This is a genomic window from Rahnella sp. BCC 1045 (assembly GCF_019049615.1).
Lineage (GTDB): Bacteria > Pseudomonadota > Gammaproteobacteria > Enterobacterales > Enterobacteriaceae > Rahnella > Rahnella contaminans.
Genome location: NZ_JAFMOZ010000101.1, coordinates 1 through 21763, shown reverse-complemented (window position 1 = coordinate 21763; position 21763 = coordinate 1). Strand labels below are relative to the sequence as shown.

Sequence of the window (21763 nt, the reverse complement as noted above, 5' to 3'; positions counted from 1 at the left end):
AAAACCCTGTTGTAGGAATGCGTAAAAGGAGATGTTGAATCGGTTTTAAAAGACGGAGCATTGCCCTATATTACTCCATCGCTGTTGGCTCGTTACAGGCTATTAACCTCAATGAATGATATAGAAAAGCTCATCAGTAATAATGCCAACTGGTCCAAGACCATGATCGACGAAGATCCTGGCTTCTTTGAACGACTTTCCCAATCTCAAAAACCCCGTTTTCTGTGGATCGGTTGCTCCGACAGTCGTGTTCCCGCTGAGCAATTGACCGGGCTTGAACCGGGCGAACTGTTTGTTCACCGTAACGTCGCCAATCTGGTTATCCATACTGATCTCAACTGCCTGTCCGTTGTGCAATATGCTATCGACGTACTGGAAGTGGAACACGTCATCATTTGCGGTCACTACGGTTGCGGTGGCGTACAGGCAGCGGTTGAAAACCCTGAACTGGGTTTGATTAATAACTGGTTATTGCATATCCGGGACATCTGGTACAAACACAGCTCCCTGTTGGGCGAACTGTCACCAAATCAGCGTCTCGATAAATTGTGTGAGCTGAACGTCGTGGAACAGGTTTACAACCTCGGCCACTCCACCGTAATGCAATCAGCCTGGAAACGCGGCCAGAAAGTCACCCTGCACGGCTGGGTTTACGGCATTCAGGACGGACGACTGCGCAATCTCGAAGTTGATGCCACCAGCCGCGAAACGCTGGAACAGCGCTACCGTCAGGGCGTCTCCGCCTTACTGAACGGCAACCCGCAATAACAAGCCGCCCCACTCTACAGAAAATTAAAAAACAAAAGGCACAAAAATGTGCCTTTTTTATCATTTATTTTTCCTGCACTTATAACGCGATCACTATAAATCAATGAGTTATATGCGGTGTAAGCAGCTACAAGCCCTATAAAGATGCTTAGGTGTGGACACTATGTGGACACTCCAGCCCCGCTTTTCCCCTCAGTGGATTGAAGAAAATCGCGTCCTGCAGGAAGTCCGGAGCAAAGTGAGCATAGACCATTGTCTGGTTAATATTCGCGTGTCCGAGAATTCTTTGCAGGGTGATTATGTTCCCGCCGTTCATCATGAAATGTGTCGCAAACGTATGTCGCAGCACATGCAATGATTGCCCTTTCGGTAAGTCTGGCTTCACCGATTTCAATAGCAGCCGGAAGGTCAAATAATCGGCATTAGGAAAAAGTAATCCAGACTTCTGATTTTTGACTGCCTTACATACCTCATCTGAGATCGGGACTGTTCTGGGTTTGCCGTTTTTGGTGTTGAGAAAAGTCACTCGGTTATTAATGACATTCTCCACCTTCAAACTGCTTATTTCTCCCCAACGGCCACCAGTGCTCAAACTCAGGATCGCAATCCGCTTATTGTCCCCTTCCAAAACAGACAGCAACTTCTCAATTTCATCAGCAGACATAAAAGTCATGGATGATAGCTGCCCTTTTAGCAACGTTACGCCATGCAACGGATTTTCAGCGTGGAATAAACCTGCTTCGTTCAGGTAAGTAAACAGACCACTCAGCAACATCAAATTGCGGTTTACCGTCGTTGCCTTAACGCCCTTCGCCAATCTTAATGACTTAAATTTTGTAATAGCCAGGCTATCGATTTGGAAAGAACACGGGTCATCCATCAGGTTGCAGATGAATTCCAGTTTGGCTTTGTCTAGCTTGCCGTGTTTCACGTTCTGCCCGTGATAGAGCCACCACAGTTCTATCAACTCGGATAATGGCCGTTTGTCTGCCGGTTTAGATAGCCATTCTTTGTCGTGATAATTCACCGCTACATATTTTTCGTAGGCGGCTGCTTCATGTTTCTTGTCGAACCTACGCCGGAAGCGCTTTCCGTTGCGCCCCTGCGGTCTGATGTCCACTTCATAACGACCATCATCGAGCTTCTTAATCGACATATTGAAGCCCTCCGGAATCGTGGGTACTGCAAAGACTCTGTGATTCTATAAAACGTAAAAAATCGAAATGTAGCGTTAACCAGTCTTTTTGTCGGAGTGGGACGACGTTGTTTCGCCCTGCCCAAAGTGTGCGAGAACCGGCGCGATCTGTCCGGCTTCTGGTGCAATTTGATCAGTCATAAACCACATTGTGTATTTCTTAAACGAATCGAAACTCAATAGTTTTTTAGCCGCAACTAAACTTATTTCCTTCGTTCCATTTTCATAAGCGGAAAGCGAGCTATACGGAACACCTGTTAAGTCGCTCAATTGCCTACGATTTAATCTCTCAGATTCTCTCATGAGCTTAATCTTTTCAGCATTGTCTATTGACATGAATATCCTCTCAGATAACAATTATACGAACAGAGTAATTAAATATCTTATGGAAGCACTTATAAGCCTCTGTAAGCATTTAGTAGCACCATGAGAGAGGTTACCAAATGAGTAAACAAATCGTAAGTGTGTCGGACGTTATGACTTATACGGAATTTGCCAAATCAATCGGTAAAACTCCGGTAGCAGTTAAGTCGATGATTGAAGCTGGCAAGCTCCCAATTGTCGAAATGCGTAACCCTGAAAATCCTACAGCACGTGCAGAAAACTGGGTTTATCTCCCTGCCTGGAACGCAGGTATGAAGTTGGCGTTTGAAAAGCGTCCAAAAGAGATTCGCGACGGCTGGCTAATGTGGCTGGGTTTGGGCGAGCCACGTTAAGGAGGTGAAATGGTTATCTCAGTTGCACCACTGCTGAAAAGACAAAGCCCTTCCCGCAGTTTTGGACATGGCTGGATTGAGCTCCCAGGTGGTAAACGCTGGAATCCAGCTCAACCGCAAATGTATTCAACCGGTTCGAGCCGGAAGCCCTTCTACAAACGCTTCTTTGGCTGAGGTGTCTATGCAATCGCAAACATTGAGCTATTCGGAAAGTATCCCGAAGGAAAAAAGAGAGGCCTGTTTTCAGCATATTATCGGGATCCGAAAAATGCTGACCAGCCAGAAAAATATTGCGCAGGAAACGTTTGATGAAAGTACGCCGACCATGCGCAAATTGATCTGCTTCCATGCTGGATTGAAAAGTCGTCATATCAATATGCGTTTCTTTGAATTGGCACACAGTGAAAGAATAAAGGTGATTGAAGCACTTAACTCACTCATTGGGTTTGGTAACGCGCTTCCGGCCTTTATTAGTCAAACCGACTCAGTTCTCAACATAGAACATTAATACATCTGAAATTTAATTGGCGTTCAACCCGCCGGGCATTCTTTTGCCTAAAAACAGGATTGGATAATGGAAGAAATGATAAATGAAGCTCGTTCTGACGAACGTTTAAATCGTGCAGCCGTATTCGCTGCACGTCTTGAGGCTATCGCATGTTTCATCGTCAAGCAGGCAATGACCGGCACTGAAGCCGCCGAAGCTTTACGCGTTGAGGCTACCCGCATCCAAAACGAAGCGGGAGAATTTCATTAATGGCTGATGTTATTGATGCTGCCCAAGAACGGGCGGACCTGATCTTAGAGTCACAAATTCAAGCTTCCCGCATAAGCACTACGGGCGTTTCCTCCATGTATTGCCTCGACTGTGAACGCCCTATTCCTGAAGAACGCCGCTCAGCTCTGCCTGGCGTTGAGCTATGTATCTATTGCAAGGAAATCAGTGAGCTAAACGCTAAGCATTACCGAGACAGTAAATGATTTTGTTCTCGATGGCATTGCTCATTCTGGCTGGCATCAATGCTGGCTATCTGATCATTGATATCAAAGACGGTTTGTAATGCAGAACAATCGCTTTACTTCTCAGACTGAAACGCCCGATGTTTGGGCGTTCCCCTGGAATAAACCCCTAGCCCCAATCGTCCCCCAAGAAAAGCCGAGACCGCTTACCCGTGATGAATACGATCAGGGGCAAGCTGTTTTAATCAAAGTAAAAAACCTCTCTAAAGACCTGCAAGAAATTTTCACTGGCCGCCATAAGTACCTGCTCAAAACTCAGGGCATTCACGCAGCAAATAAATATCTGGTTTATACCCTTGGCCGCAGCATCCTTCCGCGTGTCGATGCAGTTAATAAAGCCCATGCAATGAATATCAATGCCACCATGAAATTCATCTCAGAGGCCGATGTTTATCACCAGTTACCAGGCATGAGCGACAAACCGCTACGTCGTTTCACACAGAATATTGCAGGACAATTGAAGGCCATTTATGAAGACCGTTGCGATCAGCTGTTGGCTGAACATGGTGGAGATTACGCGGTACTTCTTCACTCTGATACGCAGTGCGCTCTGTATCGTGATATTGCAGGAATGTCTCGTGCCTTCAACGTCAGCCCTATGTATTGGACAAAATTCACTAAAGGCAAGCTTGATGCAACGTCTGCCATCGCTGGCATGTCTCGGCTGGTAAATCCCGATTGGTGGTTAAGTCAGTTGAAAGGCCAGCGTACCCGCTGGCGTGAGTCATTGCTGATCGCAATCGGCAAGGTTAACCGTGACGCGTCTCCCTATGCCAGTAAGCAGGCTATCCGTGAAGTTCGTTCCCGCCGACTGTCGAATCTGGACTATCTAAAAAGCCGTGACCTGGAGAATGTCGAAACCGGCGAGCGTATCAGTTTGATCGATAAGGTCATGGCGAGTATTTCAAACCCTGAAATCCGTCGCATGGAGCTGATGAGCACTATCGCCGGCACCGAAAAATATGCTGCCGCGAATGGTGACGTCGGGATGTTTCTGACCATCACCACCCCTTCTAAATTTCACCCGACCCGCATGGTTGGTAAGGGTGATAACAAGCGCGTTCAGCGAAATCATTCCTGGGACAAAGAGGCCTACACACCTAAAGATGCACAGCGTTATCTTTGCGGGATCTGGAGCAAAATGCGCACTGCGTTCAAAGACAGTGGCCTGTCGGTTTATGGGATGCGTGTTGTAGAGCCGCACCACGACGCAACGCCACACTGGCACATGATGTTATTCACCAAGCCCGCCATGCGTCAGCCGGTGATCGATATCATGCGCAAATACGCCATGAAAGAAGACGGTGACGAGCGCGGCGCAGCAAAGAACCGCTTTGACTGTAAGCACCTGAATCGCGGCGGCGCGGCAGGCTATATCGCCAAATACATCGCGAAGAATATCGACGGTTACGCACTGGAAGGTGAACGCGACCACGAGACTGGTGAGCTGCTGACCGATTCCGCTGCCGCTGTTACCGCCTGGGCTGCTACCTGGCGCATTCCTCAATTTCATCCCATTGGCCTGCCTACTATGGGTTCCTACCGTGAGTGCCGCCGCATTCGTTCCATCAGTCTGACTGAAACTTTTGACGAAGAAGTGGAAGCCGTTCGCGCTGCTGCTGATGCCGGTGACTTTATGGCGTACATGACTGCCCAGGGCGGCGCTAATGTACCGCGTGACGATCAGACGGTACGCGTAGCGCGTCGCGTTGCTAATGAGCTGAACGCCTACGATGAAGAAGTGAAAAAAGTTGTGGGCATTTTCGCGCCCCACCTCGGCGAATCACATGTATATGAAACGCGTACCACTCAATGGCGGATCGTTGCTTCTGCCGTTGACTCTGAGGTTTTGACCGTAAAAAGCGCCTCCGGCGCGCCTCGGAGTCCTGTCAATAACTGTGGGTTAGGTGGAAAGAAGCAGGCCACAAATTGGCGTGATAGCCAGGCTGGGCGCGCCGCTACAACGTTCATTCCTGATAACCAACCGGTAATTGACTGGACAGACACAGCCGCCGTGAGGGCGATTGTGGCACGCATACGGGAAGAAACGCCGAGAGTCAGCAAAGCGCAGCGGAGTTTTGACCCAACGAAAGGGCGCGATATTGCACCCTCTGCAAGATTGACGACAGAAGAACGGGCCCGCCTGCCCGAAATTGAACGCGAATTGATGAAACACAGCATTACTGCTGAACGTTGGGAGCTGGAAGCGTTGAGCCGTGGAGCGAAAATCAGCTTTGATGATCAGGTCATGTGTTTTGAACCGTTGCCAGATTGGGGAAAGTTCGACTCTTGATAGCACAACAACACATTCGATTTATCGAATGTGTTGTTGACTCTGCCAGCCATCCTTGTAACATCACCAATATAAAATCAGGAGCACTCATGGCCAAGCTTATACCTCTTCAACTTTTTAAATGTCTCTCGGATGAAACACGATTGAGCATTATGTTTTTGCTCCAAACTACCGGGGAATTGTGCGTTTGTGATATCACCGCAGCTATTATGGAATCGCAGCCAAAAACCTCACGCCATCTGGCAATGCTCCGCGAAGCGGGTTTAATCTCAGACCGTCGTGAAGGAAAATGGATCTACTACAGACTATCTCCACAGATGCCAGTCTGGGCAGCTACGATTCTGACACAGGCTGTAAACAGCCAGCTTTCTGAAGTTACCGAACTTGTAAAGCGCCTGGAGCATGGCAAAGCAGCCTGCCAATAAGTATCAAAAAAATTTGCCTTAACATATTCACTAAATCATATATATTTATTAAGGAAACTGCATTATGTGGCTAGCAGGCGTAATTTTTATTTTTACATTGATACTGGTGATCTGGCAGCCGCGTGGCTTAGGAATTGGTTGGAGTGCTGTACTGGGTGCTGCGTTATCTTTGGGCACAGGTGTTGTTCATATCAGCGATATCCCTGTTGTATGGCAAATAGTTTGGAACGCAACGGCCACATTCATCGCAGTCATTATCATTAGCTTACTTTTGGATGAATCAGGTTTTTTTGAATGGGCTGCTTTGCATGTTGCACGTTGGGGTAAAGGAAAGGGGCGGTGGTTATTCACCTACATAATTTTGTTAGGTGCGAGCGTAGCAGCATTGTTCGCCAATGATGGTGCCGCACTCATACTCACCCCAATTGTGATCGCCATGCTTTTAGCTTTGGGTTTCAGTCGTGGGGCAACATTAGCATTTGTAATGGCGGCAGGGTTTATAGCTGATACTGCAAGTTTGCCTCTTATCGTTTCCAACCTTGTAAATATTGTCTCAGCTGACTTCTTCAATCTGGGGTTCAATGAATATGCATCTGTGATGGTTCCCGTTGATATCGCCGCCATTATTGCAACACTTGCAATGCTTCACTGGTTTTTCCGCAAAGACATTCCAACGTCGTATGACATAACTAAACTGAAGATACCCCGTGATGCGATCCGTGATGTGCGTACATTCAAAATGGGTTGGATTGTTCTTGTTCTTCTCTTGATTGGTTTCTTTGCGCTTGAACCACTTGGCGTGCCAGTTAGCGCAGTTGCAGCAGTCGCCGCGTTTATTCTTTGGATAGTTGCGCGACGTGGGCATGCAATTGATGCAGGAAAAGTCTTGAAAAATGCACCTTGGCAAATCGTAATCTTTTCACTGGGCATGTATCTGGTTGTTTATGGACTTCGTAACGCAGGTTTAACGGACATTTTATCCAATGTTCTTAACGTATTCGCGGTACACGGTTTATGGTCGGCTACGTTGGGGACAGGTTTCCTGACAGCCTTATTGTCATCAGTAATGAACAATATGCCGACAGTTCTTATTGGCGCACTGTCGATAGAAGGAAGTACGGCGACGGGAATTATTAAAGAGGCCATGGTTTACGCTAATATTATAGGGAGTGATCTTGGTCCTAAAATTACACCTATTGGTAGCCTTGCGACTTTGTTGTGGTTGCATGTATTAGCACAAAAAAATATCAAAATAACCTGGGGGTATTATTTCCGTATCGGTGTTGTCATGACTCTGCCCGTGCTCTTTGTCACGCTGGTTGCTCTGGTAATCCGCTTATCCTTAAATTTGGCGTAAAGCCACCTGTTTTTAATAAGAGTGAATTATGACTAATATCACCATTTATCATAATCCCGCTTGTGGGACGTCGCGTAACACACTGGAGCTTATTCGCAATTGTGGTGTTGAACCGACGGTGATTTTGTATCTCAAAACCCCTCCATCTCGTGATGAGCTGGTGAAACTGATCACAGACATGGGAATAACACCTCGAGCCCTTTTACGAAAAAATGTTGAGCCTTATACAATTCGGGGGTTGGATGAAGGTGATTTTTCGGATGATGCGTTGATTGAAGCAATGTTGTCTGACCCGATATTAATTAACCGGCCTATTGTTGTTTCTCCAATTGGAACAAAGTTATGTCGTCCTTCAGAGGTTGTATTAGAAATATTACCCGACCGACAGAAAGGGGCATTTTCCAAAGAAGATGGAGAGAAAGTAATTGATGAAAATGGGAATCTTGTGACTAAAGGAGATAGTTTACATGGAGGATAAAACATTACCGAATATTGTTCCTGAATTGTTCAAACCTCCTAAAACTAACAAAGACATGTCAGGAAATGATATTGATCACCCGCCGCGAATTCTAATGCTCTACGGTTCAGTTCGTGAACGTTCATACAGCCGTTTAGCTACTGAGGAAGGAGCTCGATTGCTGGAGGCTATGGGGGCAGAAGTAAAAGTATTTAATCCGTCAGGACTGCCTTTGCCTGAAGATGTACCTGATACACACCCAAAAGTGCAAGAGCTGCGTCAATTAGTTCGCTGGTCAGAAGGTATGGTTTGGTGTTCACCGGAACGTCATGGGGCAATGACGGCGATAATGAAAGCACAAATAGACTGGATCCCTCTTTCGCAAGGAGCGGTTCGACCGTCTCAAGGTAAAACCCTTGCAATCATGCAAGTCAGCGGCGGTTCTCAGTCTTTCAATGCTTTGAACCAAATGCGAATATTAGGGCGGTGGATGCGTATGTTCACTATCCCTAATCAGTCTTCAGTAGCGAAGGCATGGCAAGAATTTGATGATTCTGGACGCATGCGGCCTTCACCTTATTATGATCGGATCGTTGATGTAATGGAGGAAATGATGAAATTCACTGTGCTGCTGCGTAGCCAGAGTGAGCATCTTTCAGACCGCTATAGTGAAAGGAAGGAAAGCGCCGCAGAACTCTCTGCCAGGATGAACCAAAAGAATATTTGACCATGGCGCAAAATTCACCAGATTCATTCAATTTACAATAACATGTAGATTTTTATGGAATTCTCACAAATTCATTTAATATACTGTATGTATAAACAGCATTTGTGAGGTGGTATGGAAAATTTACAGACGGTGGTATTGCTGGAGCGTATAGGATTGATTGCAAAGCTTTCTGCTCGCGTTGAGTGCGATAAAGCGGAGAGATAGATTGTCGCTATATGGATTTCAGAACTGGTGTCGGCAGCAAATGAGGAATTACTGAAAGTCGTTTTTGATGTAAACACCCCAGGAAAGATTCACTGAATTCCTAGTAAAATTTATGAGTAAGCGCTGCATGCAGTACGTGCATGTTTTTGCATGATCTCGGAAGGATCAAAAAAAGCCTAACCCAAGGATGGGCTAGGCTTTGCGGCGTTCGGAGACCTGCATTAAAAACAGTAAGCCAAGTCAGAAGCGGGCAGGCGGGTAACATTGCGCGCGCAAAGTTGCATATCGGTAATAACTATGTCGATGTTTATGGCTAACTGACTTTGATTCAACCAGAAGTTCTGCGTTAAATCCTTAACAGAAATAGTTGACCTTGTAGTTAGAATGATCAAACCTTAGCTTGAGGACGGTACAATGGGATCTGTCCTGTGTATTCTGACGAGCGCGCTGATCACAGAACTACATGAAAAATATTGACAAAGGACTATATGCGAACTGTTTGTTGATTAAAGAAAAGAGTTTCCTAATGATCATAATATTTCTACTCATTTTCTTTATATTTAACGATTCTATTACAGGTGGTGAAAATGGATATTACCCAATTCTTTTCAAACTATAAAAATCATCCTATTCTTTTCGTTGGTGCTGGATTCAGCATGAGGTATCTTGATGGGGCGTATAGCTGGCCCGCGTTGCTTGAAAAAATCAACATAGAGTTAACGGGAAACAATGAGATATTTATCGATCTACGTAGAAAACATAATCACAACGATTACGGCGTGGACTATTCCTCTGTTGCAGAGGACCTTGAGGTCGTTTTTGAAGAATCCCTAAAACAAGATAGAAATGGAAAGTTTAAAGAGTTAAATGACGAATACTTTGAACTAGCGCAAACAGATTACGGCATTAGTCGGTTTAAGTTATTTATTTCGAAGTTAGTCAATATAAAAAACACAATTTTTGTTAATGATGAAATCCCTCTTTTAAGCAACGCAAGTAAAAACATAGCATCTGTAATAACTACCAATTACGACCATTTTATTGAAGGAACACTCGGCTTTCGAACTGTTATAGGAAATGAGCTTCTTTTAAGTAATCCCTATGGTTCTGTATATAAAATACATGGCTGCATATCCAAGCCGTCCAGCATTATAATAACAAAAAGTGACTATGATAATTTCAATACCAAAAATGAACTAATTCGCGCGCAACTACTATCACTATTTATACACAATCCGATAATTTTTGTTGGTTACAGCATCAGTGACTTAAATATAAAAAATGTATTAAAAACGATATTTTCATACATCCCAAAAGATACTCAAATTGCGGATGAAATTCGTAAAAACTTTCTACTAATAGAGCGCCATGAAAATATAGAAACACTTGACATCATCACCCATGATATAGACATTGAGGGTATAGGAATCATCAAAATAAACAAAGTAATCACCGATGATTTTTCTTCTATTTATAGATCCATCTCCGAACTTAAATTACCAGTTTCCGTAATGGATATTCGTAGAGTAGAGGATGTATTTCGAAAGATAAAGGAAGGGGGTGATATTAAAGTGAAACTAGTTGGTGATCTAGATACTTTATCTAACGATGAGCTGGTATTAGCAGTCGGCTCAGTTAAAATTATCAAATATCACTTCCAGACCCTAAGTGAAATGATGGAAAATTACTTTGACATTATTGATACAAGCAATAAAGAACTCGTGGAGCTTTTAGATAAACAGGTTATTTCTTCACGAACACACATCCCTGCCTACGGATTTGATAAAATATGCCCAGGAATGATAAGCATGGGCAAGAATAAAATAAACCAGTCAAAGAACCTTCTTTCAGCTTACCGGAAATTACCTCAATCCCACCGTATAGATGCATACTCTATAGAGGAAATCTATCAAAAATACGGGAAAAGCCAAACCAAGATAAACAATATAATATTTTTTAATGCCTATGAGAAAAATATTGAACTGCCGAGCCTTAAAGACTACTTAATGGCTTTTTCAGATAAGAAAAGTAGTAATTACAGGAGACTGCTTGCCCTCTACGACCTTATTATTCACAAAAAAGATAAACGAACGTAACTCTAATAGATAACAGATTAGAATATTTAAGCATATATTCTGGACATATTACCACATTTAATAACATCTTAATGCAGAGGTCAACAATTTGAGACGTCATGAATTTTGGAGACATGAATATCGTCTATATAGATATATGGAATACCTATCTGATTTAGAACTACGGGTTAGAGCCAAAGACATCATGTTAAATATGACAACCCTCACTCCCAAAGGGCAGGTCGGACTTCATGAATTAAATAATGAAGGTATATTTTGGATGATTAAATGGACTCATGTATTAGAAGAATTTGTGCTGCGATACGGCCCTTACCCGAATGGATTTTCTGATGGTTCCATGAAGGATTTTTCAATCGTAAAACCGACTTATCCTGATATACCACCTTCTAAGATAGCAATAGACCGAGTTGGCGGCTTGAAGGAAGGATATTTATATAAGTTCGGATCAAGAAAATACCTAGAACCTATGTTCAAGAAGGGCGAGATTAGAGTTGCCCCTGCATCATTCTATAGTGACCCTTCGTTAAACAAAGCGATGCGTGATGATGAATTGTCATTTTACGTAAGTAGCAGGCCTGATAATTTAGTTATTAAAGATAATAGCGGTGAGGTTATCCCAACATTTGGAAACGTAACATTTCACCTTAAATCAAATACTAACTACTATGTTCATTGCTTTGCTAGTAAATATACATTTAGAGAGTATGATGATTTCGAGGCAAATGCTTGCATTGTTATTTCTCACCCACGAGTTTTATTTCAAAAAATGATGAAAGCCGTTTCAAAAAAAACAACTGGATTTAAAGGCTTTGCATCACCGGTGAAATATTTAGATCCTCTATCATGTAACCCAATGGATGTCGAAATATTATTTTGCAAACATTTTAAATACTCATATCAAAATGAGGTAAGAACTATTTGGGTACCGACATCACCAATACAAAACTTGGAACCCTTATATATAGAAGTAGGAAGCATGGAAAAGTACGCGCAAATAATTTACCTTTAGCATTACCACCTGTCTCGCGTGAATAGATGCTTAAGCTAGACATACATAAGTAGTTTTTATTCCTCTGCCTTTCGCTCTTAGTGAACTATAAGAATAGTAACAATAGGTAGTTTAAGCCCCATATCAAGGGGCTTTACTGGCTTCTTCCGAGGTAAGCTCGTAAGAAGTAAAACTGATCACATCCTCCCCAAACCACGCATTCAACTCCTTAAACCGCTCCTGCAACGGCGTCAGTTCGTTGCGCACAAACACTTGTGATGCCTTCACCGAATCACCAAACCCACCGCTATTCTCCGGAATGATCCCCATCATCTGCGGCGGTACGCGGTGCGCGCACAGCAAATCGTTCTGGCTGGCTTTCTTAATATTGAAGAAATCGTCTTTCGTAGCAACTTCACTGAGTGGCAGAATCTTGATCCCGTCCGGCTTGCCGTTCGGCGCGTACATGAAAAGATTCCGGAAGTTGCCCAGCCCTTTTGTGTCCCGCATCGCTTTACGCATCTGATCGATGTCCGAGCTGCTTTGTGCCGCGTCGGTCATGTACAGGATATATCCGGCGTGCGCGCCGTTCTGGTAATACTTGCGGCGGAACAGCGTGGCGGCCTCATTCAGCCAGGCGGAATTCAGCGCGCTGAGATATTCCGGCAGGCCATACAGCTCCTGATTAATATCCGGTTCGATCAGATGAAACACGCTACCGGCTTCGAACTGATGGGCATCTTTCCACTGCTGCACAAACCAGTAAGTATCATCCTCGACCCCGCGCCGCGCATATTTGGCGGGCACGGTTTTCATCACCACGGCGTCGCCGAGCTGGTTGCGGATAACTTCTAAAAAACCATTCCCGAATACCAGATAATCCAGGGCAAACCGGCTGAATTCCTGCTGTGATAACAGCGGGTGCGGGACAAAGGTCGAGGCCAGAATATTACGTTTCACGTACAGCGATGAGCTGTGGTGAACCGCCGCCCGCAGCGTGCGAGCCAGGCCGTCAAAGCTGACCGGCGGCTCATACCACTGACCGTTCCCCGTGCATTCGATGTAATCCAGGATTTCACGGCGGTCTAATACCGGCGTCGGGTCGCCAAAGCTGAACGCCTCCGCGCCGCCGGTCGGCTGTGCGGTTGCTGTGACGGTAGTTGATGCCGCCTTGCGGAATTTGCGCTTACTCATAGTTAATAAAACTCCAGAATGTTAGGGCTTTGGCCGCCGTTCGCGGCGGTCAGCGGTTCGTTGAGCAGTGCGTGCATAATTGCCCAGGCGACATCCGCGTGGCTGGCTTCCTCGCTGCGGCTGGCCTCATAGGTTGAACGGCTGCCGCTGGCGGTCATGGTTTTTCGGATCGCCATGAATGATGAGGTGATGTCTTTGTGGTTGGTATCGTATTCCAGGCGTCCGGACGTGATGGTGTCCTTTGCTTTCAGCACCATTTTCGTTTTGGTTTCCGGGCTGTAGCGGATTTCCATTGCGGCGGGGAAGAACTGCCGGACAAGCTGGAAAACGCCCTGGCCGATGCCGGTGGCGTCCACGCCGATGTACTCCACGCAGTAACGTTTTGTGAGTTCTTCAATACTTTTCGCCTGGGCGGCAAAATCCATGCCTTTCCACTGGTGGCGTTCGAGTACGCGGAACTTGCCACCATCGACCAGCGGCGGAGCCACGACGGCGCAGCCTGCACTGTCGCCGGTGTGTGACGGGTCGTAACCAATCCAGACGGCGCGATAACCAAACGGGCGCGTCGCGAACGGGCTGAAATCCTCCCATTCCTCCGCACTTTCCACCATGCAGCGTTGCAGCTCGGCGAAAGGGAACACGGACGCCTGATCGTCAACAAACTCGCACATAAACAGGTTCCGGAAATCCTCCGCGCTGTTTTCCTGTTTCAGCGTGTTGATGTTGAACAGGTTGCAGCCACCGGCTAACGCGTCCTCAATAGTGACGATTTGCCGCCACTGGCCATCGCCGCAAAGCTGGCCTTTCGCCAGGGCGTGATGGCTGATATCCAGCTCAATCCTGTCGTTGCGATCTTCCCTTCCTTTGTTGAACAGTTCGCCTGACCAGAACGGGTACGCGCCGTGCGTCAGCGCTGATGGGGTGGAGAAATAGGTGGTGCGCAGATGTTCCTGCGACGCCATGCCGCTGGCGACCTTGCGCAGCTTCTGGAAGTTGGGGATCCAAAAGATTTCATCCACGTACAGGTCGCCGTTATGGCTCTGGGCGGTGTTGGAGTTGGTGCCTAAGAAAATCAGCTTTGCGCCGTTGTTGCCGATCACAATCGGGTCACCGGTCAGTTCGACATCCACCTGGCGGGCAAACTGAATGATGTATTCACGAAACACGTAAGCCTGGGTTTTACTGGCTGACAGGAAAATCTGGTTATGGCCGGTTGCCAGGGCGCGCAATAACGCCTCCCGCGCAAAGAAGAACGTTGCGCCAATCTGGCGGGATTTCAGGATGTCGCGAATGCGGTATTTAAGCCCCGCGTCGTACCAGATACGCTGATACTGGAAGCACTGGGCAAGGAAAATATCCTGCAGTTTTTCCAGCGCTTCGTCGCTGAAAAAATTCTTAGTTGGCTTCTTGCGATCGCCCTTGTTCCGGTTGGCAACGTTCGGATTTAAATCCACCTCGTTCCCGCTCTGGCTGTAGCGGTTCACCCTTGCCAGGCGTTCCATCAACCGGCCTAACGCCTCCATTTCCTTGTAATCCGCGTTCCCTTTCACGTCTTTGGCCGTGAGCTGGATCAGACGTGCTTCCAGGCTGGATTCCACGCGGGAAATGGGGGCGACGTTCTCCCAGGCGTCGCGGCTTTTCCAGCTCTGCACCGTCGGTATTTTTTGGGTCAGCAGTTCCGCAATCTGGCGGACAGAAAAACCCTGCCAGTAAAGCAGTGCCGCCTGTCGCCGTGGGTCGCTGATGATGGTCGGGTTTGTCATTTTCATGACTGCCACGTTAACGAGCGGCACGCTGATTTTCCTGCTGCCCACGTTGTGCCATGGAGCATCAACCCGCATCGGCTGGCGGTGTCGGGCGTGTGTCTGGAAACTTGGATTTCTCAGAAGCACAACCGACCGGAGTCCAAAACATGGCAGCAAAAGCAAAGCGCTTTCGTATCTGTACCGAAGGGGCAACCACCGACGGGCGCGAAATCACCCGCGCCTGGATTGAACAGATGGCCGCAACCTATGACCCGAAGGTCTACGGCGCACGCATCAACATGGAACATATCAAGGGTTACTTACCTGATAGTCCTTTCCGTATGTATGGCGATGTCACCGGCGTCTATGCCGAAGAAGTGGCTGACGGCGCGCTCAAAGGAAAGCTGGCACTGTATGCCGATATCGATCCAACGCCTGAACTGATGTCGATGGTGAAAGCCCGCCAGAAGGTTTACACCTCCATCGAAGTGAATCCCTCGTTTTCCGATACCGGCAAAGCCTATCTGATCGGCCTGGCCGTGACCGACAGCCCCGCCAGCCTCGGCACCGAATACCTGCAATTCAGCGCGAAGGCGCAACAAAACCCGCTGGCTGGCCGCAAACAGGACGCCGGAAATCTCTTTACCGCTGCCGAAGAAACGGCGTTCGAATTTGTGGAAGAAGCACCGGCTGCCCCGTCGTTATTCTCCCGCGTGAAACAGCTGCTTTCCAGCAAATCCACCTCAGATGATGCCCGTTTTAAAGACGTCCACGACGCGGTGGAAGTGGTGGTTGCGCACGTTGAAACCGGCATGAAAGACACGGATGAAAAGCTGTCCGCGCTGGAAAACACCATGACACAGCGCCTGAACGCGCTGGAGAAATCGGCGAAAGATGACCGCGAACAGTTCAGCACGCTCAAAGGCAAGCTGGAGAAATCCGCGCCGCAGACCTACACGCAGCGCCCCGTCTCAAGCGGCGGCGGCAAGGGTGACGCAGCCAATTTCACCGACTGCTAAGCACGTAACTCGCTATTAACCCGTAAACAAATTTGGAAAAAAAGCATGAAACAAACAACCCGCTTTCAATTTAACGCCTACCTGTCCCGCATTGCCGAGCTGAACTCGGTGGACACCGGCGACCTGGATAAAAAATTCAGCGTGGAGCCGTCGGTGACGCAGACGCTGATGACCCGCGTGCAGGAATCTTCCGCCTTCCTCCAGATGATTAACATCATTCCGGTGGATGAAATGAAGGGGGAAAAGGTCGGCGTCGGCGTGTCCGGCTCCATTGCCAGCACGGCAGACACCAGCGGCACCGGTGAACGCCAGACGGCTGATTTTAATACCCTGACCGCAGAGGGCTATGAGTGCCGCCAGACGAACTACGATTTCCATTTCCGTTACGCCACGCTTGATCTCTGGGCGCGCTATCAGGATTTCCAGGCGCGTTTACGTGACGCCATCGTGAAACGCCAGGCTTTGGATCGCATCACCATCGGCTTTAACGGCGTTGAGCGTGCGGCAACGTCAAACCGCACCAAAAACCCGCTGCTTCAGGACGTGAACGTGGGCTGGCTGCAAAAGTACCGCAACAACGCGCCGGAGCGCGTAATGAGCAAAATCCTCGGCGAGGACGACGCCGTGATTTCCGCGACCGTGCGCGTCGGTGCCGGTGGCGACTTTGAGAACCTGGACGCGCTGGTGATGGATGCCACCAACAACATGGTTGACCCGATTTATCAGGATGATACCGGCCTGGTGGTGATCTGTGGTCGTCAGCTGCTGGCTGACAAGTATTTCCCGCTGGTGAACAAGGCGCAGGAAAACACCGAAAGCCTGGCGGCGGATATGATTATCAGCCAGAAGCGCATCGGTAACCTACCGGCGGTACGCGTACCTGGCTTCCCTGCCAATGCCTTCATGATCACCCGCCTGGATAACCTGTCCATTTACTGGCAGGACGGCACGCACCGCCGTCACATTGAAGAAGTGCCAAAGCGTGACCGTATCGAAAACTACGAATCCATTAATGAGGATTTCGTAGTGGAAGATTACCGCGGCGGCTGCCTGGTCGAAAACATCCAGCTCGGCACCTTCAAAACCACCGAGCCTGAATCAGCGGAATAAAGGGGGACGTCATGATTAGCCCTTGCCGTCGTCACATGTTGCGACAGTCAGCCATCATCGCCGCACAGCAGGCCGCCTGTCAGCTGACCCATGCCACCGGCTACGAACTGCAAATGCAGAAGCTCAATGCGGATAAACAGGCACTGCAAAAGATCCAGTCCTTCCAGGACAAGGCGGCGTTAAAACGCAAGCTGTTGCCGGAATACGCCCCGTGGGTGTCGGGCGTACTCGCCGAAGGGAACGGCGCACAGGATGCCATCCTGATGACCGTCATGATCTGGCGTATTGACGCCGGTGATATTGCCGGAGCGCTGAACATTGCCCGCTACGCCTTTAAACACCGGCTCGCGATGCCGTTTGGCACCCGCACCGCTGGCTGCGCTTTCACGGAGGAAGTGATCGACCAGGCTGTACGTGCCCGCACCGCGGGTGAACCGGTCAGCGTTGAGCTGATGCTGGAAGTGCTGGAACTGACTGACGCTGAGGATATGCCCGATAAAGTCCGTGCCCAGTTGCACAAAATTATCGGCTATCTCTACCGCGACGGCGGCAAGGACACGTTAGCCCTGGCGCGTCTGAAAAGTGCCTTAATTCTCGACGGCAAATCAGGCGTTAAAAAAGACATTGAGCGCCTGGAGTCTGCCATTAAAAAGGCATCCGGCAGCTAAAAGAATGCGCCCCGCGCAGGGCGGCACGCCAGCCGAGACCGGTCTTTGACCTTGTTCGACGCTGGCGTCCACCGCCCCCCATTCAGAGGTCACTATGTCCCTTGTTGTACCTGCACCAAAGCCGGACGCCGCGACGGAACCCGCGATTAAAAATACGCACTTTTGGCCTGATGTGGATCCGGTTGAACTGCGTGACACGCTGCGCCTGGAGGGCACCGTCACGGCGAAAAGGCTGCGCACCGCCGCAAAGTTTGCCATGACCGAAGTGAACGCCGAGCTGTTCAGCTTTCGCGATGCACAGATTGCCCAGGGATTTAAATGCCTGGCTGATGTACCGGCAGATCAGATTGACGATGAAAGCGTGAAGGTCTGCGCCTATCAGCGCGCCGTGGCGTCTATCGCGGCGGCCTTCCTGGCGGAGCGTTACCCGAATAACGACACCACGGACCAGGGCAGCAAAAAAGCCGAGATCGTGGAAAGCACCGTTGATGATTTATGGCGGGACGGACGCAATGCAATCAGCGACGTCGCCGGTGTGTCTCACTGCATCATCGGGCTGCTCTGATGAAAGTCTATGCCGAACAGGGCGACACCGTCGATTCGCTCTGCTGGCGGTACTACGGGCGCACGGAATCGGTCGTTGAACACGTTTACGCGGCTAACGTTGGCTTAGCCGCACAGGGGGCAATTCTGCCCCATGGCTACGCGGTGGAGCTGCCGGATATTACCCAGGCCGCAGTCAGTGAAACCGTCTCACTTTGGGACTGATGACCATGGAGCGCATCACCTCGTTTATCTGTTATTGCATTGCCGTGTTTCTGGCCTGGCTGGGTGGGATGTCTTATCAGGATATTGCCTTTTTAGTCGGTGCCGCCGTCGGCGTCGCGACCTTCCTGGTGAACTGGTACTACCGGCGCAAAACCTACCGCCTGCTGAAAGCAATGGGCATCAGAGGGGACATTAATGCAGCCATCAATCGTTAGACGCTGCACCGTCGCCGCCATTCTGGCGATTGCCGCGCTGCTGCCGCAAACGCCGACGTTGAAAACCTCCGCCGCCGGTCTGGCACTGATTGCTGATTTTGAGGGCTGCCGCCTGTCCGCCTATCAGTGCAGCGCGGGCGTCTGGACAAACGGCATCGGGCACACCGCAGGCGTGAAGCCGCAAACGCAAATCAGCGAACGGCAGGCCGCCGTTAACCTGGTGGAAGACGTGATGCGGGTGGAGAAAGGCATTGCGCGCTGTATGCCGGTTGCCATGCCGCAACCGGTGTATGACGCCGTGGTGTCCTTTGCATTTAACGTCGGCGTGACGGCGGCCTGTAAATCCACGCTGGCGTTTTTTATCAACAAAGGGCAATGGCGGGACGCCTGCGAGCAGTTGCCGAGCTGGGTGTTTGTGAACGGTGTCCGCGTCACCGGTCTGGAACGCCGCCGCGCGAATGAGCTGGCCTACTGCCTGCGGGGTGTCTGATGCGCATTTTAATTTTGTTACTGCTGGCAGCCTGCGCGCTGGCGGGGCTGCAAACCTGGCGTATCGGCGGCCTGACTGAAAAAGCAGACCAGGCGCAGCGCATTATCGGCACGCTGTCCGCTGGTATTAAAAGCCGAGACAACGCCATTAACCGCCTGAGCGATGATGCACTGAGGCGCGAACGCCAGGAACAAAGCCTGCGCGCACAGCTCTCACAAGCGGGGCAGTTAGCGCGGGATCGTGAAATTCATCTTCAAAGGTTACTGAATGAAAATCAGGAAATGCGCGATTGGTATGCAGCTATTCTGCCTGATGGCATTAGCCGGATGCACCAACGCCCCGCCTTTGCCAGCGCCGCAGATTATTTACGTTGGCTGTCCGGCGGTCACGAGCTGCCCGATACCGGCAAGCGCACCGGCCACTAACGGCGATTTAAGCAGTGACGTCAGAAACCTGGAGGCCGCGCTGACCGCCTGCGGCCTCCAGGTGGAAGCGGTCAAACAATGCCAGGAGGAACACCGTGTTAAAACCCGCACAGCTGCGAAAAGCCCTGACTGACGCCGTACCGGTGCTGCAAACCAGCCCCGACACCCTGCGGATGTTTGTGGATAACGGGCGAATCGTTTCCACGTTAGCCAGCTCGCTGTCGTTTGAATACCAGTATCAGACCGAGCTGCTGATCACCAACTTTGCCCAGGACTGCGATCTGATCATTGTCCCAATTCTGGCCTGGCTGCGGGAGAACCAGCCGGACATCATGGCGACACCGGAAAAGCAGCAGACCGGCTTTAAATTCAAGGCCGATATGTTAGATGATGGCTCCTACGATATCGCGATTGATGTGCAGCTCACCGAGCGCGTGATCGTCAAACAAGTTGATGCCGGTCTGTACGTGGAGCATTTTCCGGAACCACCGTTGCCGGAGCCGGTGGAAAGGCCGCGTGAACTGTACCTGCACGGCGAGTTAGTGAGTCAGTGGAATGAGTGAGCTGTCAGCGTTTGATAGCCGCCTAGCGGGGCTGATTGCCGCGCTGTCACCGCAAAGCCGTAAGGCGATGGCGGCAACCATTGCGAAGCGTCTGCGAAAACATCAGCAGCAGCGTATTAAGCAGCAGGTTACACCCGGCGGTAAACCCTTCACGCCCCGCCGCCCGCAGCCTTTGCGGGCAAAGAAAGGCCGCATTAAGCGGGAAATGTTCGCCAAACTGCGCACGGCAAAATACATGAAGGCCAAAGGCACCGCAGACGACGCCGTGGTGGAATTCACCGGCCAGGTGCAGCGCATGGCGAAGGTGCATCAGTACGGGCTGCGGGATCGTCCGTCTGTCCGTGCAAAAGAAATGCAGTATCCGGCGCGTCCGCTGTTAGGGCTGGACGCGGAAGATATTGATCTCATCCAGATCGAAATCACTAAACATATATCAAAATTATAATAATTAAGTTTGTAATTATTTCTATTGTCATTAAATTAATGAAAAAAATAGTTGTTTTCCATATTTCAATAGGACTAATATCAAACCGCAACATTACAGGTGAATCTCGCCTGTTGCCGCTCTTTAAAATGCTAATGGTTATTCTGGGTAACGATGCCGTAAGGCGATCCCTATGGGATCAAGACCGGTCATGCGGGGCTATAGTACGTGTTACGATGAAGCAGCTTTTCGCTTCAAATTATCCGTATTATTAGCCGACAATTGTCTGGCGTACGGGGTTAGGAGTTGCAAGGATCGATATATTTTACCTCAGATGAATTTCCGGTCTGGCATGCCAATTTCGGCATACTTCAGGAATTTCAATCATGAAAAGATGTTTTAGTTTTAACCTCAAGTTAGCATTCGATTTTAAGAAGGGCTCTACCCCACTTGCAACAGAAAGTGGTGGGGTGAATACGCAAGTCGATCCGAGCATTTACAGGAAATTAATTACCTTGTTAGAGGGATTAAAGCCTTGGGTTAAGTTGCTTTATCTGTGTATAGCCGCATGGTTATATTTCAAAGGTTACAAAGCACCTTAATTTACTCCTAACCCATTTACGTCTTTTACGTAAATGGGAGTTTCATATGGATAAACCTTATTACCCACATAAACCTATAGCATCAGTTAAAGCGCTGGCTACAACGCTTGGAACTACTGAGCATATGTTAAATAATATTGCTAATAAAGCAGAAGAATCCTACACCGAATTTTTAATTAATTCGAAAGGAAAAGATAGAACTGTTTATGAACCAAAGTTCTATTTAAAAAAGATTCAAAAAAGAATTAATTCTCGGATTTTTGAAAACGTTATTTTTCCTGTGTATTTACA

28 protein-coding genes and 1 pseudogene are annotated in these 21763 nt (G+C 48.6%); 25 read left to right on the top strand and 4 right to left on the bottom strand.

Going from position 1 to position 21763, the window contains the following annotated elements; translation table 11 throughout:
• Positions 1 to 111 precede the first annotated feature (111 nt).
• The gene (can, locus tag J1782_RS04615; protein ID WP_152327650.1) at positions 112 to 768 is read left to right on the top strand and encodes a carbonate dehydratase; all 657 of its coding nucleotides are present in this window, start codon (positions 112 to 114) and stop codon (positions 766 to 768) included.
• Between the two features lie 148 nt (positions 769 to 916).
• Here the strand turns inward: can and J1782_RS04610 are convergent, their stop codons facing one another.
• Both J1782_RS04610 and J1782_RS04605 read right to left on the bottom strand, forming a co-directional pair.
• Positions 917 to 1924 (bottom strand): tyrosine-type recombinase/integrase, encoded by a 1008-nt coding sequence (locus J1782_RS04610; RefSeq protein ID WP_217152532.1) that lies wholly within the window; start codon positions 1922 to 1924, stop codon positions 917 to 919.
• 75 nt (positions 1925 to 1999) lie between these two features.
• On the bottom strand, positions 2000 to 2299 hold the full coding sequence (locus tag J1782_RS04605; protein WP_217152531.1) for a helix-turn-helix transcriptional regulator: 300 nt from the start codon (positions 2297 to 2299) through the stop codon (positions 2000 to 2002).
• 107 nt (positions 2300 to 2406) lie between these two features.
• On the opposite strand from J1782_RS04605, the gene J1782_RS04600 reads away from it, so the two are divergent.
• The 12 genes from J1782_RS04600 to J1782_RS04545 all read left to right on the top strand — a co-directional run bounded on the left by J1782_RS04600 (position 2407) and on the right by J1782_RS04545 (position 12270).
• Positions 2407 to 2679 (top strand): Cox family DNA-binding protein, encoded by a 273-nt coding sequence (locus tag J1782_RS04600; protein ID WP_120134969.1) that lies wholly within the window; start codon positions 2407 to 2409, stop codon positions 2677 to 2679.
• A gap of 9 nt (positions 2680 to 2688) precedes the next feature.
• Complete coding sequence (locus J1782_RS04595) at positions 2689 to 2853, top strand: phage filamentation protein Fil family protein (RefSeq protein ID WP_217152530.1); 165 nt, start codon at positions 2689 to 2691, stop codon at positions 2851 to 2853.
• Positions 2854 to 2860: 7 nt separating this feature from the next.
• On the top strand, positions 2861 to 3187 hold the full coding sequence (locus J1782_RS04590) for a hypothetical protein (protein ID WP_254302920.1): 327 nt from the start codon (positions 2861 to 2863) through the stop codon (positions 3185 to 3187).
• Positions 3188 to 3253: 66 nt separating this feature from the next.
• Positions 3254 to 3436: a DUF2732 family protein gene (locus J1782_RS04585; protein WP_015690414.1), complete on the top strand. Its 183-nt coding sequence runs from the start codon at positions 3254 to 3256 to the stop codon at positions 3434 to 3436.
• Positions 3436 to 3660, top strand: coding sequence for a TraR/DksA C4-type zinc finger protein (locus tag J1782_RS04580; protein ID WP_217152529.1), 225 nt, complete (start codon positions 3436 to 3438; stop codon positions 3658 to 3660). Before J1782_RS04585 ends, J1782_RS04580 begins: the two co-directional genes overlap by 1 nt.
• Before the next feature lie 79 nt (positions 3661 to 3739).
• Positions 3740 to 5992 (top strand): replication endonuclease, encoded by a 2253-nt coding sequence (locus J1782_RS04575; protein WP_217152528.1) that lies wholly within the window; start codon positions 3740 to 3742, stop codon positions 5990 to 5992.
• Positions 5993 to 6081: 89 nt separating this feature from the next.
• Positions 6082 to 6417 carry a metalloregulator ArsR/SmtB family transcription factor gene (locus J1782_RS04570; protein WP_217152527.1) on the top strand — a complete coding sequence of 112 codons (336 nt, stop codon included), beginning with the start codon at positions 6082 to 6084 and terminating at the stop codon, positions 6415 to 6417.
• A gap of 64 nt (positions 6418 to 6481) precedes the next feature.
• Entirely contained in the window at positions 6482 to 7774 is a 1293-nt protein-coding gene (locus J1782_RS04565; RefSeq protein ID WP_217152526.1) for an arsenic transporter, read from the top strand.
• A gap of 28 nt (positions 7775 to 7802) precedes the next feature.
• On the top strand, positions 7803 to 8252 hold the full coding sequence (gene arsC / locus J1782_RS04560; protein ID WP_217152525.1) for a glutaredoxin-dependent arsenate reductase: 450 nt from the start codon (positions 7803 to 7805) through the stop codon (positions 8250 to 8252).
• Positions 8242 to 8958: an arsenical resistance protein ArsH gene (gene arsH / locus J1782_RS04555; protein WP_217152524.1), complete on the top strand. Its 717-nt coding sequence runs from the start codon at positions 8242 to 8244 to the stop codon at positions 8956 to 8958. Before arsC ends, arsH begins: the two co-directional genes overlap by 11 nt.
• Before the next feature lie 794 nt (positions 8959 to 9752).
• Positions 9753 to 11261, top strand: coding sequence for an SIR2 family protein (locus J1782_RS04550; protein ID WP_217152523.1), 1509 nt, complete (start codon positions 9753 to 9755; stop codon positions 11259 to 11261).
• Positions 11262 to 11445: 184 nt separating this feature from the next.
• Positions 11446 to 12270: a hypothetical protein gene (locus J1782_RS04545; protein WP_217152522.1), complete on the top strand. Its 825-nt coding sequence runs from the start codon at positions 11446 to 11448 to the stop codon at positions 12268 to 12270.
• 123 nt (positions 12271 to 12393) lie between these two features.
• Here the strand turns inward: J1782_RS04545 and J1782_RS04540 are convergent, their stop codons facing one another.
• Both J1782_RS04540 and J1782_RS04535 read right to left on the bottom strand, forming a co-directional pair.
• On the bottom strand, positions 12394 to 13443 hold the full coding sequence (locus J1782_RS04540; protein ID WP_217152521.1) for a phage portal protein: 1050 nt from the start codon (positions 13441 to 13443) through the stop codon (positions 12394 to 12396).
• A 2-nt stretch (positions 13444 to 13445) separates the two neighbouring features.
• Positions 13446 to 15212, bottom strand: coding sequence for a terminase ATPase subunit family protein (locus J1782_RS04535; RefSeq protein ID WP_217152539.1), 1767 nt, complete (start codon positions 15210 to 15212; stop codon positions 13446 to 13448).
• Between the two features lie 143 nt (positions 15213 to 15355).
• Between J1782_RS04535 and J1782_RS04530 the strand changes: the two genes are divergently transcribed.
• The 12 genes and pseudogenes from J1782_RS04530 to J1782_RS04480 form a co-directional block, all read left to right on the top strand.
• The gene (locus tag J1782_RS04530; protein WP_217152520.1) at positions 15356 to 16207 is read left to right on the top strand and encodes a GPO family capsid scaffolding protein; all 852 of its coding nucleotides are present in this window, start codon (positions 15356 to 15358) and stop codon (positions 16205 to 16207) included.
• 45 nt (positions 16208 to 16252) lie between these two features.
• Positions 16253 to 17317, top strand: coding sequence for a phage major capsid protein, P2 family (locus J1782_RS04525; RefSeq protein WP_217152519.1), 1065 nt, complete (start codon positions 16253 to 16255; stop codon positions 17315 to 17317).
• Positions 17318 to 17328: 11 nt separating this feature from the next.
• Entirely contained in the window at positions 17329 to 17985 is a 657-nt protein-coding gene (gene gpM, locus J1782_RS04520; protein ID WP_217152518.1) for a phage terminase small subunit, read from the top strand.
• Positions 17986 to 18079: 94 nt separating this feature from the next.
• Positions 18080 to 18550: a head completion/stabilization protein gene (locus J1782_RS04515; protein ID WP_217152517.1), complete on the top strand. Its 471-nt coding sequence runs from the start codon at positions 18080 to 18082 to the stop codon at positions 18548 to 18550.
• Positions 18550 to 18753 carry a tail protein X gene (locus J1782_RS04510; RefSeq protein ID WP_112286873.1) on the top strand — a complete coding sequence of 68 codons (204 nt, stop codon included), beginning with the start codon at positions 18550 to 18552 and terminating at the stop codon, positions 18751 to 18753. Before J1782_RS04515 ends, J1782_RS04510 begins: the two co-directional genes overlap by 1 nt.
• A gap of 5 nt (positions 18754 to 18758) precedes the next feature.
• Positions 18759 to 18968 carry a phage holin gene (locus J1782_RS04505; protein ID WP_120164091.1) on the top strand — a complete coding sequence of 70 codons (210 nt, stop codon included), beginning with the start codon at positions 18759 to 18761 and terminating at the stop codon, positions 18966 to 18968.
• Positions 18949 to 19458 (top strand): lysozyme, encoded by a 510-nt coding sequence (locus tag J1782_RS04500; RefSeq protein WP_217152516.1) that lies wholly within the window; start codon positions 18949 to 18951, stop codon positions 19456 to 19458. The genes J1782_RS04505 and J1782_RS04500 overlap by 20 nt, the downstream gene beginning before the upstream one ends.
• A complete protein-coding gene (gene lysB / locus J1782_RS26320; RefSeq protein ID WP_254302919.1) occupies positions 19458 to 19883 on the top strand; it encodes an Rz-like lysis system protein LysB in 426 nt (141 codons plus the stop codon). Before J1782_RS04500 ends, lysB begins: the two co-directional genes overlap by 1 nt.
• Positions 19771 to 20016, top strand: a complete 246-nt coding sequence (gene lysC, locus J1782_RS04495) for an Rz1-like lysis system protein LysC (RefSeq protein ID WP_254302918.1) — start codon at positions 19771 to 19773, stop codon at positions 20014 to 20016. The genes lysB and lysC overlap by 113 nt, the downstream gene beginning before the upstream one ends.
• Positions 19979 to 20446, top strand: a complete 468-nt coding sequence (locus tag J1782_RS04490) for a phage tail protein (protein ID WP_217152514.1) — start codon at positions 19979 to 19981, stop codon at positions 20444 to 20446. Before lysC ends, J1782_RS04490 begins: the two co-directional genes overlap by 38 nt.
• A complete protein-coding gene (locus J1782_RS04485; protein WP_217152513.1) occupies positions 20439 to 20891 on the top strand; it encodes a phage virion morphogenesis protein in 453 nt (150 codons plus the stop codon). Before J1782_RS04490 ends, J1782_RS04485 begins: the two co-directional genes overlap by 8 nt.
• Positions 20892 to 21518: 627 nt before the next feature.
• Positions 21519 to 21763: pseudogene (locus J1782_RS04480) on the top strand (hypothetical protein); the annotation flags it as partial.

Excerpts from the sequence above, each read along its gene's own strand:
- J1782_RS04505 (WP_120164091.1), top strand. The coding sequence starts at position 18,759 with ATGGAGCGCATCACCTCGTTTATCTGTTATTGCATTGCCGTGTTTCTG.
- J1782_RS04550 (WP_217152523.1), top strand. The coding sequence starts at position 9,753 with ATGGATATTACCCAATTCTTTTCAAACTATAAAAATCATCCTATTCTT.
- J1782_RS04585 (WP_015690414.1), top strand. The coding sequence starts at position 3,254 with ATGGAAGAAATGATAAATGAAGCTCGTTCTGACGAACGTTTAAATCGT.
- J1782_RS04540 (WP_217152521.1), bottom strand. The coding sequence starts at position 13,443 with ATGAGTAAGCGCAAATTCCGCAAGGCGGCATCAACTACCGTCACAGCA.
- J1782_RS04510 (WP_112286873.1), top strand. The coding sequence starts at position 18,550 with ATGAAAGTCTATGCCGAACAGGGCGACACCGTCGATTCGCTCTGCTGG.
- arsH (WP_217152524.1), top strand. The coding sequence starts at position 8,242 with ATGGAGGATAAAACATTACCGAATATTGTTCCTGAATTGTTCAAACCT.
- arsC (WP_217152525.1), top strand. The coding sequence starts at position 7,803 with ATGACTAATATCACCATTTATCATAATCCCGCTTGTGGGACGTCGCGT.
- J1782_RS04515 (WP_217152517.1), top strand. The coding sequence starts at position 18,080 with ATGTCCCTTGTTGTACCTGCACCAAAGCCGGACGCCGCGACGGAACCC.
- J1782_RS04610 (WP_217152532.1), bottom strand. The coding sequence starts at position 1,924 with ATGTCGATTAAGAAGCTCGATGATGGTCGTTATGAAGTGGACATCAGA.
- J1782_RS04600 (WP_120134969.1), top strand. The coding sequence starts at position 2,407 with ATGAGTAAACAAATCGTAAGTGTGTCGGACGTTATGACTTATACGGAA.
- J1782_RS04570 (WP_217152527.1), top strand. The coding sequence starts at position 6,082 with ATGGCCAAGCTTATACCTCTTCAACTTTTTAAATGTCTCTCGGATGAA.
- J1782_RS04565 (WP_217152526.1), top strand. The coding sequence starts at position 6,482 with ATGTGGCTAGCAGGCGTAATTTTTATTTTTACATTGATACTGGTGATC.
- J1782_RS04575 (WP_217152528.1), top strand. The coding sequence starts at position 3,740 with ATGCAGAACAATCGCTTTACTTCTCAGACTGAAACGCCCGATGTTTGG.
- J1782_RS04605 (WP_217152531.1), bottom strand. The coding sequence starts at position 2,299 with ATGTCAATAGACAATGCTGAAAAGATTAAGCTCATGAGAGAATCTGAG.
- J1782_RS04580 (WP_217152529.1), top strand. The coding sequence starts at position 3,436 with ATGGCTGATGTTATTGATGCTGCCCAAGAACGGGCGGACCTGATCTTA.
- J1782_RS04485 (WP_217152513.1), top strand. The coding sequence starts at position 20,439 with ATGAGTGAGCTGTCAGCGTTTGATAGCCGCCTAGCGGGGCTGATTGCC.
- J1782_RS04500 (WP_217152516.1), top strand. The coding sequence starts at position 18,949 with ATGCAGCCATCAATCGTTAGACGCTGCACCGTCGCCGCCATTCTGGCG.
- lysB (WP_254302919.1), top strand. The coding sequence starts at position 19,458 with ATGCGCATTTTAATTTTGTTACTGCTGGCAGCCTGCGCGCTGGCGGGG.
- can (WP_152327650.1), top strand. The coding sequence starts at position 112 with ATGAATGATATAGAAAAGCTCATCAGTAATAATGCCAACTGGTCCAAG.
- J1782_RS04545 (WP_217152522.1), top strand. The coding sequence starts at position 11,446 with ATGTTAAATATGACAACCCTCACTCCCAAAGGGCAGGTCGGACTTCAT.
- J1782_RS04590 (WP_254302920.1), top strand. The coding sequence starts at position 2,861 with ATGCAATCGCAAACATTGAGCTATTCGGAAAGTATCCCGAAGGAAAAA.
- J1782_RS04530 (WP_217152520.1), top strand. The coding sequence starts at position 15,356 with ATGGCAGCAAAAGCAAAGCGCTTTCGTATCTGTACCGAAGGGGCAACC.
- J1782_RS04595 (WP_217152530.1), top strand. The coding sequence starts at position 2,689 with ATGGTTATCTCAGTTGCACCACTGCTGAAAAGACAAAGCCCTTCCCGC.
- lysC (WP_254302918.1), top strand. The coding sequence starts at position 19,771 with ATGGCATTAGCCGGATGCACCAACGCCCCGCCTTTGCCAGCGCCGCAG.
- gpM (WP_217152518.1), top strand. The coding sequence starts at position 17,329 with ATGATTAGCCCTTGCCGTCGTCACATGTTGCGACAGTCAGCCATCATC.
- J1782_RS04525 (WP_217152519.1), top strand. The coding sequence starts at position 16,253 with ATGAAACAAACAACCCGCTTTCAATTTAACGCCTACCTGTCCCGCATT.
- J1782_RS04535 (WP_217152539.1), bottom strand. The coding sequence starts at position 15,212 with ATGAAAATGACAAACCCGACCATCATCAGCGACCCACGGCGACAGGCG.